Source organism: Pseudomonas sp. WOUb67, from assembly GCF_050058005.1.
Lineage (GTDB): Bacteria > Pseudomonadota > Gammaproteobacteria > Pseudomonadales > Pseudomonadaceae > Aquipseudomonas > Aquipseudomonas putida_R.
This window is the reverse complement of record NZ_CP170112.1, coordinates 2,651,529-2,671,910: the sequence shown is the minus strand read 5'-3', so window position 1 is coordinate 2,671,910 and position 20,382 is coordinate 2,651,529. Positions and strand designations below refer to the sequence as shown.

Annotated in this window: 15 protein-coding genes; 10 read left to right on the top strand and 5 right to left on the bottom strand. The window is 63.4% G+C overall.

All coding sequences use genetic code 11. The features are described from left to right. Positions 1 to 20: 20 nt before the first annotated feature. Positions 21 to 1,346 carry an MFS transporter gene (locus ABOC32_RS11955; protein WP_426811151.1) on the bottom strand — a complete coding sequence of 442 codons (1,326 nt, stop codon included), beginning with the start codon at positions 1,344 to 1,346 and terminating at the stop codon, positions 21 to 23. 72 nt (positions 1,347 to 1,418) lie between these two features. Further along, the gene (locus ABOC32_RS11950; protein ID WP_426811150.1) at positions 1,419 to 1,898 is read right to left on the bottom strand and encodes a histidine kinase; all 480 of its coding nucleotides are present in this window, start codon (positions 1,896 to 1,898) and stop codon (positions 1,419 to 1,421) included. A 261-nt stretch (positions 1,899 to 2,159) separates the two neighbouring features. On the opposite strand from ABOC32_RS11950, the gene azu reads away from it, so the two are divergent. Further along, a complete protein-coding gene (azu, locus tag ABOC32_RS11945; protein ID WP_426811149.1) occupies positions 2,160 to 2,621 on the top strand; it encodes an azurin in 462 nt (153 codons plus the stop codon). 33 nt (positions 2,622 to 2,654) lie between these two features. Here azu and ABOC32_RS11940 read toward each other — a convergent pair whose 3' ends face one another. Beyond that, entirely contained in the window at positions 2,655 to 3,155 is a 501-nt protein-coding gene (locus tag ABOC32_RS11940) for a sigma-70 family RNA polymerase sigma factor (protein ID WP_426811148.1), read from the bottom strand. Positions 3,156 to 3,385: 230 nt separating this feature from the next. Between ABOC32_RS11940 and ABOC32_RS11935 the strand changes: the two genes are divergently transcribed. The 3 genes from ABOC32_RS11935 to ABOC32_RS11925 are packed head-to-tail and all read left to right on the top strand — an operon-like array spanning position 3,386 to position 7,951. Continuing rightward, the gene (locus ABOC32_RS11935; protein ID WP_426811147.1) at positions 3,386 to 4,567 is read left to right on the top strand and encodes an efflux RND transporter periplasmic adaptor subunit; all 1,182 of its coding nucleotides are present in this window, start codon (positions 3,386 to 3,388) and stop codon (positions 4,565 to 4,567) included. A gap of 1 nt (position 4,568) precedes the next feature. Further along, positions 4,569 to 6,536 (top strand): MacB family efflux pump subunit, encoded by a 1,968-nt coding sequence (locus tag ABOC32_RS11930; protein WP_426811146.1) that lies wholly within the window; start codon positions 4,569 to 4,571, stop codon positions 6,534 to 6,536. Further along, positions 6,533 to 7,951, top strand: a complete 1,419-nt coding sequence (locus ABOC32_RS11925; protein ID WP_426811145.1) for an efflux transporter outer membrane subunit — start codon at positions 6,533 to 6,535, stop codon at positions 7,949 to 7,951. The genes ABOC32_RS11930 and ABOC32_RS11925 overlap by 4 nt, the downstream gene beginning before the upstream one ends. Positions 7,952 to 8,234: 283 nt before the next feature. On the opposite strand, the gene ABOC32_RS11920 is transcribed toward ABOC32_RS11925, so the two are convergent. Continuing rightward, a complete protein-coding gene (locus ABOC32_RS11920; RefSeq protein ID WP_426811144.1) occupies positions 8,235 to 9,845 on the bottom strand; it encodes a PvdJ/PvdD/PvdP-like protein in 1,611 nt (536 codons plus the stop codon). A gap of 146 nt (positions 9,846 to 9,991) precedes the next feature. Here ABOC32_RS11920 and ABOC32_RS11915 point away from each other — a divergent pair, with 146 nt between their 5' ends. The 6 genes from ABOC32_RS11915 (at position 9,992) to ABOC32_RS11890 (ending at position 19,264) form a co-directional block, all read left to right on the top strand. Next, positions 9,992 to 11,368, top strand: coding sequence for a dipeptidase (locus tag ABOC32_RS11915; protein ID WP_426811143.1), 1,377 nt, complete (start codon positions 9,992 to 9,994; stop codon positions 11,366 to 11,368). Further along, entirely contained in the window at positions 11,365 to 12,240 is an 876-nt protein-coding gene (locus ABOC32_RS11910; RefSeq protein WP_426811142.1) for a formylglycine-generating enzyme family protein, read from the top strand. The genes ABOC32_RS11915 and ABOC32_RS11910 overlap by 4 nt, the downstream gene beginning before the upstream one ends. A 21-nt stretch (positions 12,241 to 12,261) precedes the next feature. Next, on the top strand, positions 12,262 to 13,356 hold the full coding sequence (locus ABOC32_RS11905; protein WP_426811141.1) for an aminotransferase class I/II-fold pyridoxal phosphate-dependent enzyme: 1,095 nt from the start codon (positions 12,262 to 12,264) through the stop codon (positions 13,354 to 13,356). A gap of 364 nt (positions 13,357 to 13,720) precedes the next feature. Continuing rightward, positions 13,721 to 15,049, top strand: a complete 1,329-nt coding sequence (locus ABOC32_RS11900; protein ID WP_426811140.1) for a lysine N(6)-hydroxylase/L-ornithine N(5)-oxygenase family protein — start codon at positions 13,721 to 13,723, stop codon at positions 15,047 to 15,049. An 18-nt stretch (positions 15,050 to 15,067) separates the two neighbouring features. Then, positions 15,068 to 16,717 (top strand): cyclic peptide export ABC transporter, encoded by a 1,650-nt coding sequence (locus tag ABOC32_RS11895; RefSeq protein WP_426811139.1) that lies wholly within the window; start codon positions 15,068 to 15,070, stop codon positions 16,715 to 16,717. A gap of 120 nt (positions 16,718 to 16,837) precedes the next feature. Then, the gene (locus tag ABOC32_RS11890) at positions 16,838 to 19,264 is read left to right on the top strand and encodes a TonB-dependent siderophore receptor (protein ID WP_426811138.1); all 2,427 of its coding nucleotides are present in this window, start codon (positions 16,838 to 16,840) and stop codon (positions 19,262 to 19,264) included. A gap of 173 nt (positions 19,265 to 19,437) precedes the next feature. On the opposite strand, the gene ABOC32_RS11885 is transcribed toward ABOC32_RS11890, so the two are convergent. After that, the gene (locus tag ABOC32_RS11885) at positions 19,438 to 20,364 is read right to left on the bottom strand and encodes an alpha/beta hydrolase (protein WP_426811594.1); all 927 of its coding nucleotides are present in this window, start codon (positions 20,362 to 20,364) and stop codon (positions 19,438 to 19,440) included. Between the last annotated feature and the right edge of the window lie 18 nt (positions 20,365 to 20,382).

The following is a 20,382-nucleotide window of genomic DNA, read 5'->3' as shown; positions in this document are numbered from 1 at the left end:
ACCTCAAAACCGTTACCGCCTCATTTGTCACCACACATGATCGGCACCGGCTCCGCCGCAAACGCCAATGGCTCACGGCGCCCGAAATACAGGGCCGTCAGCAAGCCACCCGTCCCCATGATCAGACAAAACCCGACACACACCCACGGGCTCCACGGCATCAGCGCAATCAGCGCCAGCGGCGTGGTGCTGGCCCACAGTGCGTAGGCCACGTTGTAGGTAAAGGAAATGCCCGACACCCGGATTTCGGCCGGGAACAACCCGACCATCACCGACGGCACCACCCCGACCACGCCGCAGCTCAACCCCGCCAGCGCGTAGGCCAGCCAGGTCATGCCCCACTGCCCGTTCAGGCTGGCGTACAACGCACCGATGCCCAGCGGCAGCAGCACGCTGTAGAGCATCAGCGCCCGCCAGGCGCCCACGCGGTCAACCAGCAAGCCAGCGAGTACGCAGCCGATATTGAGGAAGACTATGCCCACACTGCTGAGGGCAAAGGTGTGCCCGGCGCTCATGCCGAAGCGCTGCTGCATCACCGTCGGGGTGATCACCACCAGCACCACCACGGCAGAGGTCAACACGCAGGTCAGCAGCGCCGCCGGGATCAGCGCCCGGCGGTGTTCGCCCAATACCCGTCGCAGCGGGAACTTCACCGGCTGTTCCTGACGTGCGCGCAAGGCGAGAAACACCGGAGTTTCGCTCAGCCAGCGCCGCAGCCACACGCCAATCACGCCAAACACCCCACCCAACAGGAACGGGTAACGCCAGGCGTAATCGAGAATCTCCTGCGGTGTGAATACCTGCGCCAGCAAGGTCGCGGTCAGCGCGCCCAGCAGGTAGCCGAAGGTCAGGCCGGCCTGCAGGAAGCCCAGGGCATAACCGCGTCGGCCGGCCGGCGCGTGCTCGGCAACGAACGTCCAGGCACTCGGCACCTCGCCCCCCACTGCCGCACCCTGGAAGATACGCAGCGCCAGCAGAATCAGCGGGGCGGCGTAACCGATGTCGGCATAGGTCGGCATCACGCCGATCAGCAGGCACGGCAGGGCCATCATCAGGATGCTCAGGCTGAATACCCGTTTACGCCCCAGGTGGTCCGCAAAGTGCGCCATCAGGATGCCGCCCAGCGGCCGCGCCAGGTAACCGGTGACGAAGATGCCGAAGCTTTGCAGCAGGCGCAGCCATTCGGGCATTTCGGGCGGGAAGAACAGCTGGCTGAGGGTCAGCGCAAAGAACACGAAAATGATGAAGTCGTAGATTTCCAGCGCGCCGCCCAGTGCCGCCAGGCCCAGGGTCCGGTGATCGCCGCGGCTGAACCGGGGCGGGCGAGCGGTATCGATGGCAGTCATGGCAGGGTCCGCAAATCGGCAAAGGGCAAGAGGATAACAAATAGCTGCCCCGTTGCCCTGCCCGCTGCGCCGCTAGCGGTTGAACACCGTGTGCGCGAAGTTGGCCCGCGGCCGTGGCCGCACCGCAGCAGCCGCCATGTTGCCCGGCAGCGGCAGCTTGCCGACCAGCAGTGGCGCGTCGATGATCGCCATGAACGACTCCAGCGCCTCGTTATCAGGCACCTGCGGCAGGCTCAGGCTGACCGCCTGGCGTTCGGTCTGCGGCACTGAAGGCACTTTCAACTGGCTGGAGTGGTAAAGCAGGGCGTGCTGGATCTGCGTGCTGACGCGACAGAAGCGCGCCAGGTCCACCCCGGCATGATTGGCCAGCTCGATATTGCCCAGCAGCAGATGAAAGGGCTGCAAGGCGCAATGCACCAGGCGCTGCAGCTCCTCGAAGCTCTCCACGGGGGCGATCCGGTAATAGCCCAGGCCATTGAGCAACCGCTCCAGCTGCAGGCGCTGGCACGGGTGTGCGTCGGCGATGAGGATGCGCAGGGTCTTGTTTGCCATGGTGGGACCTGGGCAGTTGGGTAATGGGTACGCTCCATGACCATACTGCGCCAGTAACGGCTACTGCCAAGGCCATGCCTGGCAGGGGTCTTCTTTGATAGAAGTCGGGAAACCCGCATAAATCAAGTGATTGACTGACGGAATTTGCATTTGCCTTCAAGCCGGGCGGCGAACCGCACGCCCTAAACCCAGACACTCGGGCTTCGTATAAAAAAGGCGCATGCCCCAAGGCATCGCCTCATACCTATTCGGAGTACCCAGATGTTTCGCCCTGCCCTAGCCTTTTTCGCCCTGACCCTGTCCAGCGTCGCGTGGTCCGCCGAGTCCTGCTCGGTGGATATTCAAAGTACCGACCAGATGACCTACAACCTGAAGACGATCAGCGTCCCGCAGGCCTGCCAACGCTTCACGGTGAACCTGCAACACACGGGCACGATGCCCAGGAACATCATGGGGCACAACTGGGTGCTGGCCAAAAAGGAAGACATCAAAGCCGTGACCACCGATGGCGCCGCGGCCGGTGAAGCCAACAACTACATCCAGCCGGGAGACAAGCGCGTGCTCGCCCATACCCGGCTGATCGGCGGCGGCGAAAAGGATTCGGTCACCTTTGACACCCGCGTGCTGCAGGCAGGCCAGGCGTACGAGTTCTTCTGCTCCTACCCTTTCCACGCGACCATGATGAAGGGTGCCCTGACATTCGGTACATCGTCAGGCAACTGAAGCTATCGAAACGTGGGCCACGCAGCCGGGTGCTCAGTTTTCGGCCCACTCACGCATGCGCAGACGGCAATGTTTCATGGCGTTGACGATGTGCTTTTCCACCATGGCCTTGGACAGGCCCAGCCGCGTGGCAATCTCACCATGGGACAGGCCTTCGAGCTTGCGCAGCAAAAAGCATTCCCGACAGGTTTCGCTCAATTGCCCCACCGCACGTTGCAGCAACTCCAGGCGCTCTTCCTGGCGACAGACGCCGTGCACGGGCGTGACGAAGAATCGCTCGTCGGTTTCCAGTATTTCCAGAGGCTCGGCGCGACGCACCTTGCTACGCCGATGGCCATCGGTAATCAGGTTCAGGGCCGTGCGATAAAGGAAAGCGCGCGGATGGGAGATCTGCGTGTCGTCACACCGCTCGAGTATCCGCAGGTAGGCTTCCTGAGCGATATCTTCGGCAGCATGGCGGCTGCCGAGACGCGACCGAAGGTACCCGACCAGTTCACGGTAGTAATGCTCGAGCAGCACACCCGAAGACGGCATCGAAGCGCTTTCCCTGTTTTCCGATGATGATAGAAACCTGATGCAGGCCAAGTAGTGGCATTGCAGGCGCTTAAACTATAATAATTCTCATCCAGTTTAAAGACGTTGTTACATTTCCCCCGCCCGCAACCAGCGTTTCCCGCTAAATCCGTCCTTGTCGCTTTCGTTTAATCGGCAGCCTCCCTAGCTGCTCCCTGGTGACAGCGGCCCTCTCATGGTCGGAATACTGCATGATTCCTCAACGCCTTACCCGTCGCGCCGTAACCCTCGCGCTGTGCCTGATCCCGGTGGCCGCATTCGCTACCTGGCAATTGTTGCCCGGTGAGACCGATCCGCGGCCTTTCGTCAGCGTCAGCCGTGGCAATATCGAAGCCAGCGTCACCGCGCTGGGCACCCTGCAGCCCCGCCAGTATGTCGATGTCGGCGCGCAGGCCTCCGGGCAGATCCGTACCTTGCACGTCGAGGTAGGCGATACCGTCAAGCAAGGGCAGTTGCTGGTGGAAATCGACCCCGCCACGCAACAGGCCCGGCTGGATGCCGAGCGCTATGCCATCCAGACCCTGAAAGCGCAGGTCAAGGAGCAGCGCGCCGAACATGTCCTGGCCGAGCAGCAGTTGCGCCGCCAGCAGCGGATGGCCACCGACGGCGCCACCCGCGAAGAGGATGTGCAGACGGCCCAGGCCAAGGTGCTGACGACCCAGGCGCGCATCGACATGTATGAGGCGCAGATCCTCCAGGCGCAGGCCACGTTGCGCAGCGCAGAGGCCGAGCTTGGCTACACGCGCATCTATGCCCCGATCGGCGGCACGGTGGTGGCTGTCGATGCACGTGAAGGGCAGACCTTGAACGCGCAACAGCGCACCCCGCTGATCCTGCGGATCGCCAAGCTGTCGCCGATGACGGTCTGGGCCGAGGTCTCGGAAGCTGATATCGGCCAGGTCAAGACCGGCATGCAGGCCTACTTCACCACCCTGGGCAGTGGCGGCAGGCGCTGGACCGGCACCGTCAGGCAAATATTGCCGATTCCGCCCAAGCCGCTGGACCAGCTCAGCCAGGGCGGCGGCAGCCCGGTTGCCGCCGGCGGCGCAAGCGGCAGCGGGACCGGCCGCGTGGTGCTGTACACCGTGCTGCTCGACGTCGACAACGATGACAATGCGTTGATGGCCGACATGACCGCACAGGTGTTCTTCGTCGCCGGCGCCGCCAAGGATGTGTTGACCGTGCCCATCGCCGCGCTTCAGGGGCGCGGCAAGGGTGAGGCGCTGCAGACTGCCCACGTGCTGACCGGCAAGGGCGACGTGCAGACGCGCCAGGTACGCACCGGGCTCAGCGACCGCCTGCGCGTGCAGATCCTCGACGGGCTTGATGAAGGTGACAAGCTGCTGATCGGCCCTGTCGGCGGCGAGGGCTGACATGAGCACTGCGCTGATAGAACTGGTCGGCATCCGTAAATCCTACGGTGGCGGCGACAGCCCCCAGGTCGATGTGTTGCGTGGCATCGACCTTAAGATCCATGCCGGGGAGTTCATCGCCATCGTCGGCACCTCGGGCTCCGGCAAGTCGACCCTGATGAACATCCTCGGTTGCCTCGACCGCCCCAGCGCCGGGCAGTATCGCTTCGCCGGCCAGGATGTTGCCGGCCTGAACAATGACGAACTGGCCTGGTTGCGCCGCGAAGCGTTCGGGTTCGTGTTTCAGGGCTATCACCTGATCCCCTCCGCCTCGGCGCAGGAGAACGTGGAGATGCCGGCGATCTACGCCGGGACCACCGCGGCACCGCGCGCAGAAAGGGCCCAGGCCCTGTTGCAACGCCTTGGCCTGGGAGAACGCACCGGCAATCGCCCGCGCCAGCTTTCCGGCGGCCAGCAACAACGGGTATCCATCGCCCGGGCGTTGATGAACGGCGGTCACATCATCCTTGCGGATGAGCCCACCGGCGCGCTGGACAGCCACAGTGGCACCGAGGTCATGCGCCTGCTGGATGAGCTGGCCGAGCAAGGCCATGTGGTGATCCTGATTACCCACGACCGCGATGTCGCCGCTCGCGCGCATCGCATCATCGAGATCCGCGACGGTGAAGTGACCAGCGACAGCGGCGCCGACCAGGCGCCGCCACAGGCTCGCCCGGGGGCGCTGCAAGCCGAAGATCTGGCCCGGCGCCTGGTCCGCGCCGACAACCACAGCAGCCCCTGGCTGGGCGAAACCCGCGACGCCCTTCAGGCCGCCTGGCGGGTCATGTGGAGCAACCGCACACGCACCGCGCTGACCCTGCTGGGGATCATCATCGGCGTCGCGTCGGTGGTGGTGATGCTGGCGGTGGGCGAAGGCAGCAAGCGTCAGGTCATGGCCCAGATGGGCGCGTTCGGCTCGAACATCATCTTCATGAACGGTGCCCCTCCAGCACCGCGCGCCCCGCCCGGCGATATTCGCCTCAGCGATGTGCAGGCGCTGGCCGAGCTGCCCCAGGTGAAGTCCATCATGCCCGCCATGACGGTTGAGGTGCAGGTGCGCTTCGGCAATCGCGACTTGGAGTCGACCATCGGCGGCTATACGCCGGTGTTCCCGACCCTGATGAGCTGGCCCGTCAGCGAAGGCAGCTTCTTTACCGACAACGACCTGGCAACGGCTGCGGCCGTGGCCGTGATCGGCTCGGAAGTACGCAAGAAGCTGTTCGTCGACGGCCAGGACCCGATCGGCCAGTACATCCTCATCGAGAACGTGCCTTTCCAGGTGATCGGAGTGCTGGCCAGCAAAGGCTCCAGCGGCGCCAACCAGCGCAACGACCTGCGTATCGCCGTCCCGTACTCAGCGGCATCCATCCGCCTGTCCGGCACGCAACACCCCGAATACGTGATCATCGGCGCCGCCGACAGTACCCAGGTGCATGAAGCCGAACGGGCGATACGCCAACTGATGCTGAGCCTGCACGATGGCATCGAAGACTTCGAGATCGACAACAGCGCGGCGATGATCCAGGCCGAAGCTGCGACGCGCAACGGGCTGTCCCTGATGCTTGGCGCCATTGCCGCCATTTCGCTGCTGGTCGGCGGGATCGGCGTGATGAACGTGATGCTGATGACCGTCCGCGAACGCACCCGCGAGATCGGCATCCGCATTGCCACCGGTGCCCGACAACGCGACATCCTGCGCCAGTTTCTGACCGAGGCCGTGGTGCTTTCGTTGACCGGTGGCCTTATCGGCGTGTGCCTGGCACTGCTGATCGGCGTGGTACTCAGCCTGGCCCAGGTGGCCGTGGCGTTTTCCGCCCTGGCGATAGTGGGTGCCTTCGCCTGCTCGGTAGCCACCGGCGTCATCTTCGGCTTCATGCCCGCGCGCAAGGCTGCCGCCCTCGACCCTGTCGCCGCCCTGACCAGTGAATGACCATGACCAGAACCCCGCTTTACATGCTGCCGCTGCTGACCCTGCTTGGCGCTTGCAGCCACACGTCTGCCCCTCTGGACAGCGGCATCGTTGCGCCCGTTAGCTGGCAAGGCCCCACTGGCGGCACGGCTGCCTCGGCGCAATGGTGGACAACCTTCAACAGCGCTCAACTGAGCCAGCTGATCGAGCAGGCGCGCCAAGGCAGCCATGACCTGCGCGCCGCCATGGCCAGGGTCAGGCAGGCACGGGCCGACCTGCGCATTGCCGGCGGCCCCTTGTTGCCGCGCCTGGACGCCAGCGCCGACGCCTATCAGCAGCGCTTGCTGCGAGGCCAGGGCTACAGCGAACAGGACACCTCAAGCAGCACACGGACCTACCGCTACTTCAACACTGCCCTGACGGCCAGCTACGAGCTGGACTTCTGGGGCAAGAACGCCGCCGCGCGTGACAGTGCCCGTCTTGGCCTGCAAGCCACTGCACTTGATCGTGACACGCTCGAACTGAGCCTGACGAGCAGTGTTGCCGATACCTATCTGAGCGCCCTCGCCGCTCGCGAGCAGGCACGCATCGCCACGCTCAACCTGGAAAACGCCGAAAAAGTCCTCAACCTGGTGCGCTCGCGCTTCCAGGCGGGGTCGTCGACAGCCCTGGAACTGGCCCAGCAAGAAAGCCTTGTGGCCAATCAGCAACGCCAGTTACCGCTCTACCAGCAAGCAGCCCGGGATGCGCAGATCACCCTGGCAACCCTGCTGGGAGTGCCGGTACAGGCACTCGCGCTTGCCGATCAGCCTTTCGATCAACTGAGCGGCCCGAGCATTGCCGCCGGCATCCCCAGCCAACTGCTAACCCGCCGCCCGGACATCGCCGGCGCAGAGGCGCGCCTGGCGGCGGCCCAGGCGGATGTCAGCGTTGCTCGGGCGGCACTGTTCCCCACGGTGAGCCTGACGGCCAGCCTGGCCACGGGCGACAGAAAGGCCATCGACCTGCTGCACAATCCGGCGTTCAACCTCGGTGCCGGTCTGACAGCCCCGATCTTCAACAATGGCGCCTTGCGCGCCGAGCGTGATCGCGCCATCGCTCGCCAGGACGAGCTGCTCGAAGCCTATCGCAGCGTGCTGGTCACCAGCTTCGGCGAAGTCGAGAAGGCATTGAACAGCGTCGATGGCCTGGACCGCCAGACACGCTGGCAGAATGAAGAGCTTGCCCAGGCCCAGCGGGCCTTCGATCTGGCCGAGAACCGCTATCGGGCCGGCGCCGAAGACCTGCTCAGCGTGCTGGAGGCGCAACGCAGCCTGTTCACCGCACAGTCCGAACGGGTACGCCTGCGCGAGGCGCGCCTGCAGGCCAGTGTTGCCCTTTACAAGGCACTGGGCGGCGGCTGGTCAGCGTCGGACACGCTGATGACGGCGAGGTAGCTCAACACAACGTCTTCAGCGCCTTTGAGACCGAGCGCCGCCCGCGCGGCGCATCGCGAGCTACGCTCGCTCCTACATCTGTTCCGGGCCAGTATTAGCTGTGCCAGAGCACGCGACCGCCTTGTTTGTGCGGCTCGACTCATAGGTGGACCAAGGAGGCGCGCGCTTTCTCTTCAGGAATAACTGGCCCTAAACAAACGTAGGAGCGAGCGCAGCTCGCGATGCGCCGCGCGGGCGGCGCTCGATCGCACAGGCGCTGAAAATCTTCAATCGGGCACTCGCGCTACAAACCGTCACGTCGCGGGCCTGGTGCCAGATGGCGGGCGTACCAGGGCCGCTGCGGCACCCTGTCGGACAGGCGATCGGCATCTTCTTCCGGGCTGAAGATGGCCTGCAAGGCAAGCTTCATGGTCTCGACGTCCAGTTTCCCGGTGCCGCCACCATTGCCCAGCCCCCAGGCACCACAACCGTCACGGGTAGGCCCCAGCCAGGGCTCGGCCACACGCACCCAACGCCCCGGGGCAAACCACGGAACGCCATCGATCATCCGCGGTTTCACTTCCCCCGGGTGCGCCTGCTGGTGGGCCAGGTACCAGTCGTTCAGACGGTCGTCGATCCAGCCATGGAAGGCCCAGAATACCGGGTTGGCGTGGGAGGAAAACGGATCGCCAAGGAAGTCGTTCTCGGCACGGAACCAGCGTTCGGAAAAATCGTAATTGCGACGCCCGTAAGGCATCGGGTAATCCGAGTTCGGGTCTCGCCCCAGGGATGCCCAGCGCATGTGCAGCCAATCGTGTATGCCCAACTCGATGCGCGAACCCAACTCTCCCAGGCACAGGGTGCTGAGGTATTGCGGATCATGCAGCTGGGCTTCCCACAGCTGGAAGTTGGCGTGCAGGCCCTGACTGCTCTTGACGTAGTACAGCCACTGGCTGAAGGCATCATCGCCGGCTGCCTGCCAATTGGGCGGGACGCTGTAGCCGTCGCGGTTGTCGAGGTAATCGAAGAACGCCTGGGTACCCTGCCCGATCGAGGGACGTGCCGCGGGCAGGCTTGTCCAGGAGCGCAGGTCCTGGACCTCGCGCACGCCATGCAGCATGTGCCGATGCATGAACAGAAAGTCCTCGCCGGAGCCGTTGCGATGGCGGTCATGACCGCGGGCGTTGCGCTCCTTGCCCAATGGGCCGACCTGCCAGCCCAGCGCACGCACCATCTGCCGTCGAGACTCATCGATGCGGTGCCAGCGATCACGGCTGGCATGCCAGAGCTGATGATAGTAGCGACGCTGCGGCGAAATCAGGTCCTCGTGCAGGGCCGCCACGAACGGCAGCCGCTCCCGCGCCAGCACGAACGGTCGGCGCACGGCGACAAAGCCCGCCCGTGCACCGGAATGCCCTGCCTGGGTCCCCGCCAGGCGTACTTGCCCACTCAGGGTCGCGCTGCCACCGCCCTCGCTCCAGTCGCCCCAAATCTCATCCAGCACGGCATCGCAATCATAGGCTTCGCCAGAGCCGGCGATTATCTTCAGCCGCACGGTCGGCAACCGGTCGGCAGCCAACGGCCCGTAGACCTGCAAACCCGGGTTGCCATACGGCGCAGTGCCCAGGTAACCGCGCACGGCACGGGCACCCTGCCCTACGTCGAGCAACAGCTGTTGCGGCCCGGCCAGCCCGGCCAGCGCCGGGTGATCGCCCACCAGGCGCCAATCCCAGATCCCGACCAGGCGTTCACCCAACAGCGCGTTGGGCAGGTCGTCGACCGGCACCGCAGGTTCGTCACTGCTCAGCTCCGCTTCCTGGGCCCGCTCCCACTCCTGCCGTGCGTAATAGCCGGCAGGCAGTGCTACACCGGCGGCCACCAGGCCTGCCAGGATCTTTCGACGTGACACTTTCATCCACTGTACTCATGACGAGACTCCTGCTGCGAAAACGAATGGTTGAGGAAGCGATTTAGAGGGTTGCTAAATTCTCTTGGCGTCGGCTCGTTTCACCCAACAAGTTCGAACGGCATGGGGCCGTCGTGCAGGCGGTCGAGTACGCAATGAAGAAACAGGCTTTGTTTTCGCGCAGGTGGCCATGGGCATTGGCACTTCTGCTCCTGCTCCTGATGGCGGCAGGCGCCTGGGGGTATTGGTTCTACCTTGCCAAATCCCCCTACAGCCGGGAAATCGAACAGCGAGCCAACGCCCTGCAGGCGCGCATACCTGCCCTGGATGCGCACCTCGACGTGCCGCTGAGCTATGGCACCGATGGTGAGGAAGCGGACCGTGACGGCCCGACCCAGTTCGACCTGGTGAAAGCCGCCAAGGGCCGCCTGAGCGGCGCTTCGATCGCGATCTGGTCATGGCCGGAGTTCTGGAGCGGGCCCAATTGGCCACACCGCCCCACACCAGGGTTCGAGGCCGCGATGGCCAACGAACTGGAAGTGCGCTACCGGATCATCACCAGCATCGCCAAGGATTTCCCTGCACAGGCCGGCATCGCCTACACCCCCGCCGACTTCCGCCGACTGGCCAGTGAAGGCAAGTTCGCCATCATCATCAGCCTGCTGAACGCCGCGCCCCTTGGCGACGACATCGAGAAGCTGGACCACTGGGCCGCGCGCGGCATGCGGGTATTCGGGCCGGGCTACGTCGGCAACAACAGCTGGGTCGACTCGGCGCGCCCGCTGCCCTTCCTGGGCGATTCGGTAGACCCGCTGGGCGGGCTTTCCGACATCGGTCGTCGCGCCATTACCCGGCTCAACGACCTGGGCGTGGTCATCGACGTGTCGCAGATGTCCAGCCAGGCCCTGACCCAGGTCACCCAGCTTAGCCGAGCACCGGTCATGGCCTCGCACACCGGCGTGCAAGGCCTGATGGACATTCGTCGCAACCTCAGCGACGCGGACCTGGCACACATCAAGGCCACCGACGGGCTGGTCAACATCGTCGCCTACTCCCACTACCTCAAGCCGTTCTCGCGCTCGACCATCGAGAAGATGAACGCCTTGCGTGCCAAGCATGGCTTGCCTGACGTACAGAACCAGACCCAGATGGGCACCACCACCGACCCGGTGTTCGCGATCTGGTCGGAGAAGAAGTTCGGGGAATACCTCACACCTTTCTACGACATCCTCGGCGCCGAGCCCGAGGCCACCTTGGCCGACTATGTCGACTCGATCGATTACGCGGTGAAGAAGATCGGTATCGACCATGTCGGCATCAGTTCCGACTTCAACGACGGCGGCGGTGTGGTCGGCTGGGAAAATGTCAGCCAGAGCCGCAACGTCACCGCCGAACTGATGCAGCGTGGCTATTCCGATGAAGACATCGCCAAGCTCTGGGGTGCCAACTTCCTGCGTGTGTGGGAAGCCGCCCAGAAAGCCGCCAAGCCGGCCCCTCCTCCCGTTGCCCACTACCCGCAAGGAACCCCATGAAACGGCTGACCTCACTGATTACCCTCGGTTGTCTCTCGCTGTCGCTCGACGCCCTCGCTGCCGACGCGGCTGCACCGGGCAAGGTCTTCAAGGACTGCAAGGATTGCCCGGAAATGGTCGTGCTGCCCGCCGGCAGCTACGTGATGGGCACCCCCGATGACGAACTGGGCAAACAGGACGATGAAGGCCCATTGCACACCGTGACATTCGCCAAGGCCTTCGCCATGAGTCGCTTCCATGTGACTGCCGGGCAATGGCAGGCCTATGCCAGGGAAACCCACACGGTACTGCCCGACGGCGACGACCGCCCGGGTCGCCTGTGCAAGAACGGCAAACCGAGTTATCCGCAAGACCCTAGCCAGCCTGCAGTCTGCATGACCTGGGAGGAAGCGCGCGGCTACATCGGCTGGCTCGCGAAGAAGACCGGCAAGCCTTACCGCATGGTCAGCGAGGCCGAACGCGAATACGCCGGTCGCGCCGGCTCCACCGGCCCCTTCCCGTTCCCCTTCGACGAGGAAGGCGAGTACCAGATCAGCAAGCATGCCAACACCTACGGGCCGCGGGATGGCTTCACCTATACGGCGCCGGTCGGCAGCTTCCCGGCCAATGCGTTCGGCATGTATGACACGCATGGCAATGTCTACGAGTGGGTCGAGGACTGCTGGCATACCGATTATGTCGGCGCGCCCACCGACGGCAGCGCCTGGACCACCGGCGGCACCTGCACGCACCGACAGATCCGCGGCAACGACTACCTGGAACCGCCCATCTTCTCCCGCTCCGGCAACCGCAACGAGCGCGAACCCGACGTGCGCGGTGACTGGCTGGGCTTTCGGGTAGCCCGCGCGCTCGAGGACGGGGAACACAACTGACAACCTACAGGGAGAGTGACCATGTCCGCTTTGAGCAGACGCCGTTTCGTAGCTGCAGCCACCTTGACCAGCCTCGCGCCCGCCATGCCCGCCTGGGCGGCGGGCGCAGCGAGCGAGCCGACGGTGGACGACGACATCATCCGCCTGGACTACAACGAAAGCCCATACGGCCCCTGCCCCTCGGCACTCGAAGCGATGAGCCTGGGTACACGCCAGAGCGGGCGTTACTTTCCGGAGCATGAATACCGCCTGGCTGCGCTGTTCGCTCGGCAGCACAATGTGCCCGAAGACCATGTGGCGGTCTTCTGCGGCTCCCGCTCGCCGTTGCAATACGCCCTGGCTCGTCACGCCGACAAGCGCGGCGTAGTCACTGCCGCGCCGACCTATGACTCGGTGGCCAACGGCGCCAGGGCGGTCGGCGCGACCCTGCATGAGGTGCCGCTCGATGCCCGCCACGCCCATGACGTGCGCGGCATGCTTGCCGCCGACCCGCAGCCCGGGGTGCTGTACCTGTGCAACCCGAACAACCCCACCGGCACGCTGACGCCTCGCGCCGACATCGAGCACCTGGTCAGCCACAAGCCGGCAGGCAGCCTGGCAATCATCGATGAGGCGTACATCCACTTTTCCGACGCCCCTTCCTGCCTGGATCTGGCGGTCAGCCATGACAACGTCATGGTGTTGAGGACGTTCTCCAAGCTCTATGGCATGGCCGGTGCCCGGCTGGGGTTGGCGATCGGCAAACCGGCGTTGCTCGGCGACCTGCAACGCCTGAACGGCTACAACTTCGTGCCGCTTGCCGCCGCCATGGGCGGTATCGCCAGCCTGCAGCAAGAAGATCTGGTCAGCGAACGCAAACGCATCAACCGTCGCATTCTCCAGAACACTACCGAGGCCTTGCAAAAGGCCGGTTACCGCTGCACCGACGCCCAGGCCAACTGTTTCATGGTGGCCCTCGGTCGGCCTGCCAAACCCGTGATCCAGGCACTCGCGCAACGCCGAATTCGAGTCGGGCGGGTATTCGAGGCATGGCCAGACTGGATGCGTGTCAGTGTCGGCACGCCGGAGCAGATGCAGGCCTTCCTGAAAGCGTTCTTCGACGTGATGCAACGCTGAGATCAGCCGCGCCTGGCGGCATCAGCGTCACCGATACACGAACCCCGGCGGGCGCCTGACGCGGCATGCCTGCGGGGCTTTCGTTCGTCCGCGCACAACGTGTTTCGCCCCTTCAATCACACCATGGCCGTCTGGGCGAGCACCTGCGTGCAGCGCATGCACGACTCGTCGTGACCGGCTAAATCCAGCCTCTGCGGCTTCGTTTAACACCTACTCACCGCTCACCAGGAACAGCGGAGATGCACGAGCCGAGCCCGCCTGGCCCAGCCCTCGCCACTGCCCTGGTGATGCGGCCCAGAGCGCGATTGTTCGATGAGCGTCTTTACCAACCTCTGGGCAACCACCCACACAAGGAGTCAACGACATGAGCGCCTCAACTCTCCACGACCTGATCGGCGTAGGCTTCGGCCCGTCCAACCTGGCCCTTGCCATCGCCCTGCAGGAGCTTGCCCAGAGCAATGGCAAGGCCATTGACGCCTTGTTCATGGACAAACAGGAGCACTATCGCTGGCATGGCGATACCTTGTCCTCGCAGAGCGAACTGCAGATCTCGTTCCTCAAGGACCTGGTTTCGCTGCGCAACCCCACCAGCCCCTACAGCTTCGTCAACTACCTCAAGCAGCAGGGCCGCCTGGTCGACTTCGTCAACCTGGGCACCTTCTACCCATGCCGACTGGAGTACAACGACTACCTGGGCTGGGTTGCCGAGCAGTTCGCCGAGCAGGCACTGTATGGCGAAGAAGTGCTGCGCATAGAGCCCGAACTGGACAATGGGGTCATTCATCACCTCAAGCTGATCTCGCGCAATGCACAAGGCATGCAGCGCACCCGCCGCACGCGTTCGGTGGTGATCAGCACCGGTGGCTCACCGAAGATTCCAGCCATTTTCGCGCCGTTGCGCAACGACGCCCGCGTCTTCCATCACTCTCGCTACCTTAGCGGCATGCAGAGCCTGGCCTGCAGCCAAGGCAAGCCGATGCGGGTCGCGATCATCGGTTCCGGGCAGAGTGCCGCCGAGGCGTTCATCGACCTCAACGACAGCTTCCCGTCGGTACAGGCTGAAATGATCCTGCGCGGCTCGGCCTTGAAGCCCGCCGACGACTCACCTTTCGTCAATGAGATCTTCGGCCCTGACTACACCGACCTGGTCTTCCAGCAAGCACCGCAAGACCGCGAAAAGTTGATTGGCGAATACCACAACACCAACTATTCGGTCGTCGACCTGGAGCTGATCGAACGCATCTACGCCGTGCTGTACCGGCAGAAGATCACCGGTCAGCCCCGTCATGCCGTGCTGTGCCGCCAACACGTGGAAGCGGCGGTCGACGTGGAGGGTGGCATCGAACTGACCCTGCGCGACCTCGCCACCGGGCAACAGCAGACCCATCGCTACGATGCCGTGATCCTGGCCACAGGCTACGAACGCAAAAGCCATCAGCACCTGCTCGAGCCGCTTCTGCCCTACCTGCATGGCCTGGAAGTGGACCGTAACTACCGCGCGTTGGCGACCCCACAGCTCAAGGCGCCGGTGTTCCTGCAGGGCTTCTGCGAGGCCAGCCACGGCTTGAGCGACACCTTGCTTTCGGTGCTGCCGATGCGCAGCGAAGAGATCGGGAAAGCGCTCCATGCCGCCCTGAATCTTCCCGGCAGCGCACACAAGGCGCTGACCAAACCCCTCGCCAACGTCGGCTGAACAACTCAGGAGCCCAACATGTCCCAGCCCTCCCGCGGCGCCGTGCAGGATCTATTCGCCCTGCTCAAGCCGTTCAAATATACCGTCGCGCTGTCCGTCATCCTGGGCATGGTCGGCGGCCTCAGCATCACCTTCCTGCTGGCCACCATCAACCGGGCCCTGCACGACGACACCGGCCTGACCCAAGGCGTGGTATGGGGTTTCGCCGGGCTTTGCCTGGTGGCCCTGGCCAGTTCGGTGTTTTCCGACATCGGTAGCAACCGGGTGGGCCAGAACATCATCGCCGCCTTGCGCAAGGAACTGGGCGAGAAGGTGCTGTCGGCCCCCATCGAACAGATCGAGCGCTATCGCAGCCATCGACTGATCCCGGTGCTGACACACGACGTGGACACCATCAGCGATTTCGCTTTTGCCTTCGCGCCACTGGCGATCGCCCTGACCGTCACCCTTGGCTGCCTGGGTTACCTGGCCCTGCTGTCCTGGCCCATGTTCCTGCTGATGCTGGCAGCCATTGCACTCGGTACCGTCGTGCAGTACATCGCCCGGGCCAAGGGTATTCGAGGGTTCGTCGCGGCACGGGATGCTGAAGATGAACTGCAACGGCACTACAACGCGATTGCCGGCGGCGCCAAGGAGCTGCGCATCCACCGCGCTCGCCGTCAGCGCATGTTCAGCCGCAACATCCAGGGCACGGCCGACCAGATACGCGACATCCAGATCCGCTCCATCAATACCTTCGTCATCGCCAAGACCTTCGGCTCGATGCTGTTCTTCGTGGTCATCGGCCTGGCGCTTGCCCTGCAATCCTTGTGGCCGAGTGGCGACAAGGCAGTGATGAGCGGATTCGTGCTGGTGCTGCTGTACATGAAGGGCCCGCTCGAGTACCTGGTGGGGACTTTGCCCATCGTCAGCCGCGCTCAGATCGCCTTCCGCCGAATTGCCGAGCTGTCCGAGCAGTTCTCCTCCCCCGAGCCGCACCTGCTGCTCGAAGACAAGGCCAGCCAGCTGCCCGCCTTGCGCACCCTCGAGCTGCACGACGTGCGCTTTGCCTTCCCTCCGGTCGACGGCAATGCGCCGTTTACCCTGGGGCCGGTGAACCTGCAGATCAACCAGGGCGATATCGTTTTCATCGTCGGCGAGAACGGCTGTGGCAAAACCACCCTGATCAAGCTGCTGCTAGGCCTGTACCCGCCGCAAAAAGGCGAGATACGCATCAACGACCAACCCATCACCGCGCTCAATCGCGATGATTATCGCCAGCTCTTCACCACCATCTTTTCCGACTACTACCTGTTCGACGACCCCTTCCTAGGGGCCCAGCAGGTGCCGGAAAGCGCCGAGGTCTATCTCAAGAGACTGGAAATCGCACACAAGGTGAGCATCCGCGACGGCAGTTTTACCACCACCGACCTCTCGACCGGGCAACGCAAGCGACTGGCACTGATCAACGCCTGGCTCGAAGAGCGCCCGGTGCTGGTATTCGATGAATGGGCTGCGGACCAGGACCCGACATTCCGACGCATCTTCTACACCGAGCTGCTGCCCGAACTGAAGCGCCTGGGCAAGACAATCATCGTCATCAGCCACGATGACCGCTATTTCGATGTCGCCGACCAACTGGTGCGCATGGAGGCCGGCAAGGTGGTAGTCGAGGCGTGTGTCGCCTGATGCAATAAAAGCGAAATATTTGCATTCCGGTTTGTCACCCGCCGTGCGTCATACCCGTAGTCAACATAAAAACAGATCTGCCCAGCCTATCCACTCAACATTTACACAACGAGCACCGAAATGCCCACCCACCTTCGATTGAATCACCTGACCCGGGCGCTTGGCCTTCGACGCGCTTTCAACGTACAGCTGCCGGCACTGGCACTGACCCTGGCCCTGCCCTTGGCCGCCCAGGCGCAAGATCAGCAACTGACCTTGAATATCCCGGCACAGCCAATGAGCTCGGCGCTGCAGGCATTTGCGGAACAGACCGGCGTGCAGGTGTTGTATGAACCTGGTGCGGTGCAGAACCTGCGCTCGGGTGCGTTGAACGGTCGCTACAAACTGGATGAGTCGGTACGTATCCTGTTCAGGGAGAGTGGTCTGCGCTATCAGTTGCGCGACAACACCTTGACCTTGCAGGCGTCACATGAGAGCGACAGCGCAATGCTCCTCGATGCCACGAGCATCCAGTCTGCTGCCCTGGGTGCTACTACCGAAAACACGGGCTCGTACACCACAGGTGTGACCAGCACAGCCACCAGGCTGGGGCTGTCGCCACGCGAGACGCCCCAGTCGGTCAGTGTCGTCACCCGCCAACAGATGAACGACCAGAACATGCAGTCCCTGGAAGACGTGGCCATGGCCGCGACAGGGATCAATACCGTCAAGGGTTTCGGTACCGAGCGTCCACTGTATTACTCGCGAGGATTCCAGGTGGACGACCTGCAGGTCGACGGCCTGCCGACCAGCGTGACCGAAAGCTTCTCGATGGACGTCATGTCCGTGAACAACATGGCCATGTACGATCGGGTCGAGATCGTGCGCGGCGCCAATGGCCTGCTGCAGGGTGCGGGCAACCCGTCGGCGGCCATCAACATGGTGCGCAAGCGGCCTACCCGGGACTATCAGCTCAAGGCCGAGATAGGCGCAGGTTCATGGGATAACTACCGGACCCAGCTGGATGTCGGCGGCCCGTTGAATGCCGAAGGGACCCTGCGCGGTCGAACGGTACTGATGTACAACAACCGCAATAGCTACCAGGACTACGCTGGCAAGGAAAACCAGCTGTTCTATGTAATCGGCGAAGCGGATCTGAGTGACTCGACCACCTTGACCGTCGGTGGATCGCTGCAGCAGGACAACAACAATGGCTATGACTGGGGTGGGCTGCCGACCCACAAGGACGGCAGCTTCTTCGACTTTTCCCGCTCGACGTCCCTGGCCGGCAAATGGGCCTATCTGGACAAGCTGAACCGCAACGTCTTCGCCGATATCAAGCACTCCTTCAACGAAGACTGGAACCTGACCGTCGCCACCAATCTCATCTGGTCCAATGCGGATTTTCTGGCACAGGTCGGCTATCACACCGCCGACAGCGACTCGATGATGCAGTACTACCCCAACAGCGCCAGATACGATGACGAGCAGATCAACCTGGACGCAGCGCTGAACGGCGCATTCAACCTGGGGGGCCAGAAGCATGAAGTGGTCGTGGGGACGAGCATGCGCCGCGATCGCCTGCAGTACGTGACCGGCTCGCCTGCCATCTACCCTAAGGTAGACGTACTCGACTTCGATTCTTCGCAGTTTCCCAAACCGGAAATTGTCGGCGATCTCACACCAAGCCGCCATGTGCGCAAGGACAAAGGGATCTACGCGGCTACCCGTCTCAATCCTACCGACGACCTCCACGTAATCCTCGGTAGCCGCTTGAGCTGGGTCGATTACGATACCCAGGGGCCATGGGAAACCGATCGTTTCAAGGAAGACCGCAAGGTCATTCCGTACGGCGGCATCGTTTATGACCTCACTGATCAGGCCTCGGTCTACGCCAGTTACACCGAAATCTACAAACTGCAAAGCAACTACAGCGTCGACAACAAGCTGCTCGCCCCCACCACGGGTAGCAACTACGAGATCGGCCTGAAGAACGAGCTGTTCGACGGCAGGCTCAACACCTCCCTGGCGCTGTTCCAGGTCGATCTGACGGGTCTGCCCCAGGTTGTTCCCGAGGCAGGCCGTGTTTGCGGACCGAACCGCGATGCACGCTGCTATACCGAAGGTGCCAAGGTGCGCAACCGCGGTTTCGATGCTGAAGTGTCGGGCGAGCTGATGCCAGGGTGGAATGCCTCGATGGGTTACACCTACAGCCATCCCAAGTACGTTGCCGGGGCCAGCAAGGGCGACACCTACGGCACCGAAAACTCGCCTCAGCGACTGTTCAAGGCGGCTACCACCTATCAGCTGCCGGGTGAGCTTGACCAATGGCGGGTGGGTACCAGCATCTATCACCAGAGCAAGCTGTACCTGAACAACATCACCCAGAGCGCTTACAACCTGGTCGATCTCAACGCCAACTTTCGCGTCAACCAGAATGTCAGCGTCCAGCTGAACCTCAACAACGTGTTTGACGAGAAGTACTACACAGCCATCTTCAGCCCTGACACCGGCAACTACTACGGCGCCCCGCGCAATTTCGCGCTTACCCTGCGCTACGAAAACTGATCTGCCCTGCGCCAGCCACCTCCGAGCCTGGGCTCACAGGTGACTGGCGCCTTGCCCTCCTCCTTTGAACACCACCTGACCCGTCGATTCAGCACGCCCCTGTGCAAGCGGGCATACCCTATGCCCCTGACTGACCGCAATGCTCACTGCCAGTCCAGTCCGGGGCTGCATATTTATCGGGCTTTGGCGATCAGCGTAAGCAGGCGGTCGACCAACTGCTCGTAGACGGTTGAAACCTCTGCAGTCACTGACATCATGCGCAGCAGGTCGTGGGTCATGTCCTGCGCCAGAATGAGGTCCACCTCCACCCCGGATGCTTGCAATCGCTCGGCGTATGCTTGCCCTTCATCCAGCAGCGGATCCAGGCCGGCCAGCAAGACGATGGCTGGCGCGACACCCCTCAGGCTCTCGGCCCGCAAGGGAGAGAAGCGCCAGTCGTGACGGTCCAGGGGTTCGCGTGCATAGAGGTCGTAGAACCACTCGAGCGTTTCGTCCTCCAGCAGGTAGCCCTCCCCGAACAGGGTGCGGGAGGCGTATTCACCTCCCGCATCCGTGACCGGGTAACACAACAGTTGCCCGATTGGCCGGACCGCGGCAGCCTGGCCTTGCCTGGCGGCATGCAGGGCCAGGGCGGTGGCCAGGGTCGCGCCGACGCTGTCGCCGGCAAGGACGACGCGTTGCAGGTCCAGGCCCTGTGCCCGGGCCAGCGACGGCAGCGCCTCAAGCACATCCCAGCCGTCCTCGAAAGCCGTTGGGAAGCGGTGCTCGGGAGCCAGGCGATAACCTACCGAAACCACCGCGCAGCCTGACCGTGCACACAGCTCACGGCATACGCCATCATGTGAATCCAGGCTGCCGACGACAAAACCGCCCCCATGAAAATACACCAGCATCGGTAGCGGCCGGCCATCGGCTTGCGCAGGTTTGTACACACGCAACGGCAAGGCCACACCATCGCGTGCGGTACAGGTCAGCGAACCGAGTACCAGGTCCTGCGGCGCGTGCCAGCGCAGACGCTGCGTGGCCAGCTCGAAACTCGTGCGTGCCTGCACCGGACCAAGCCGATGCAAGGCCTGATCCTGTGGGTTCATTGCAACCATATCGAGAAACGCTTCCAG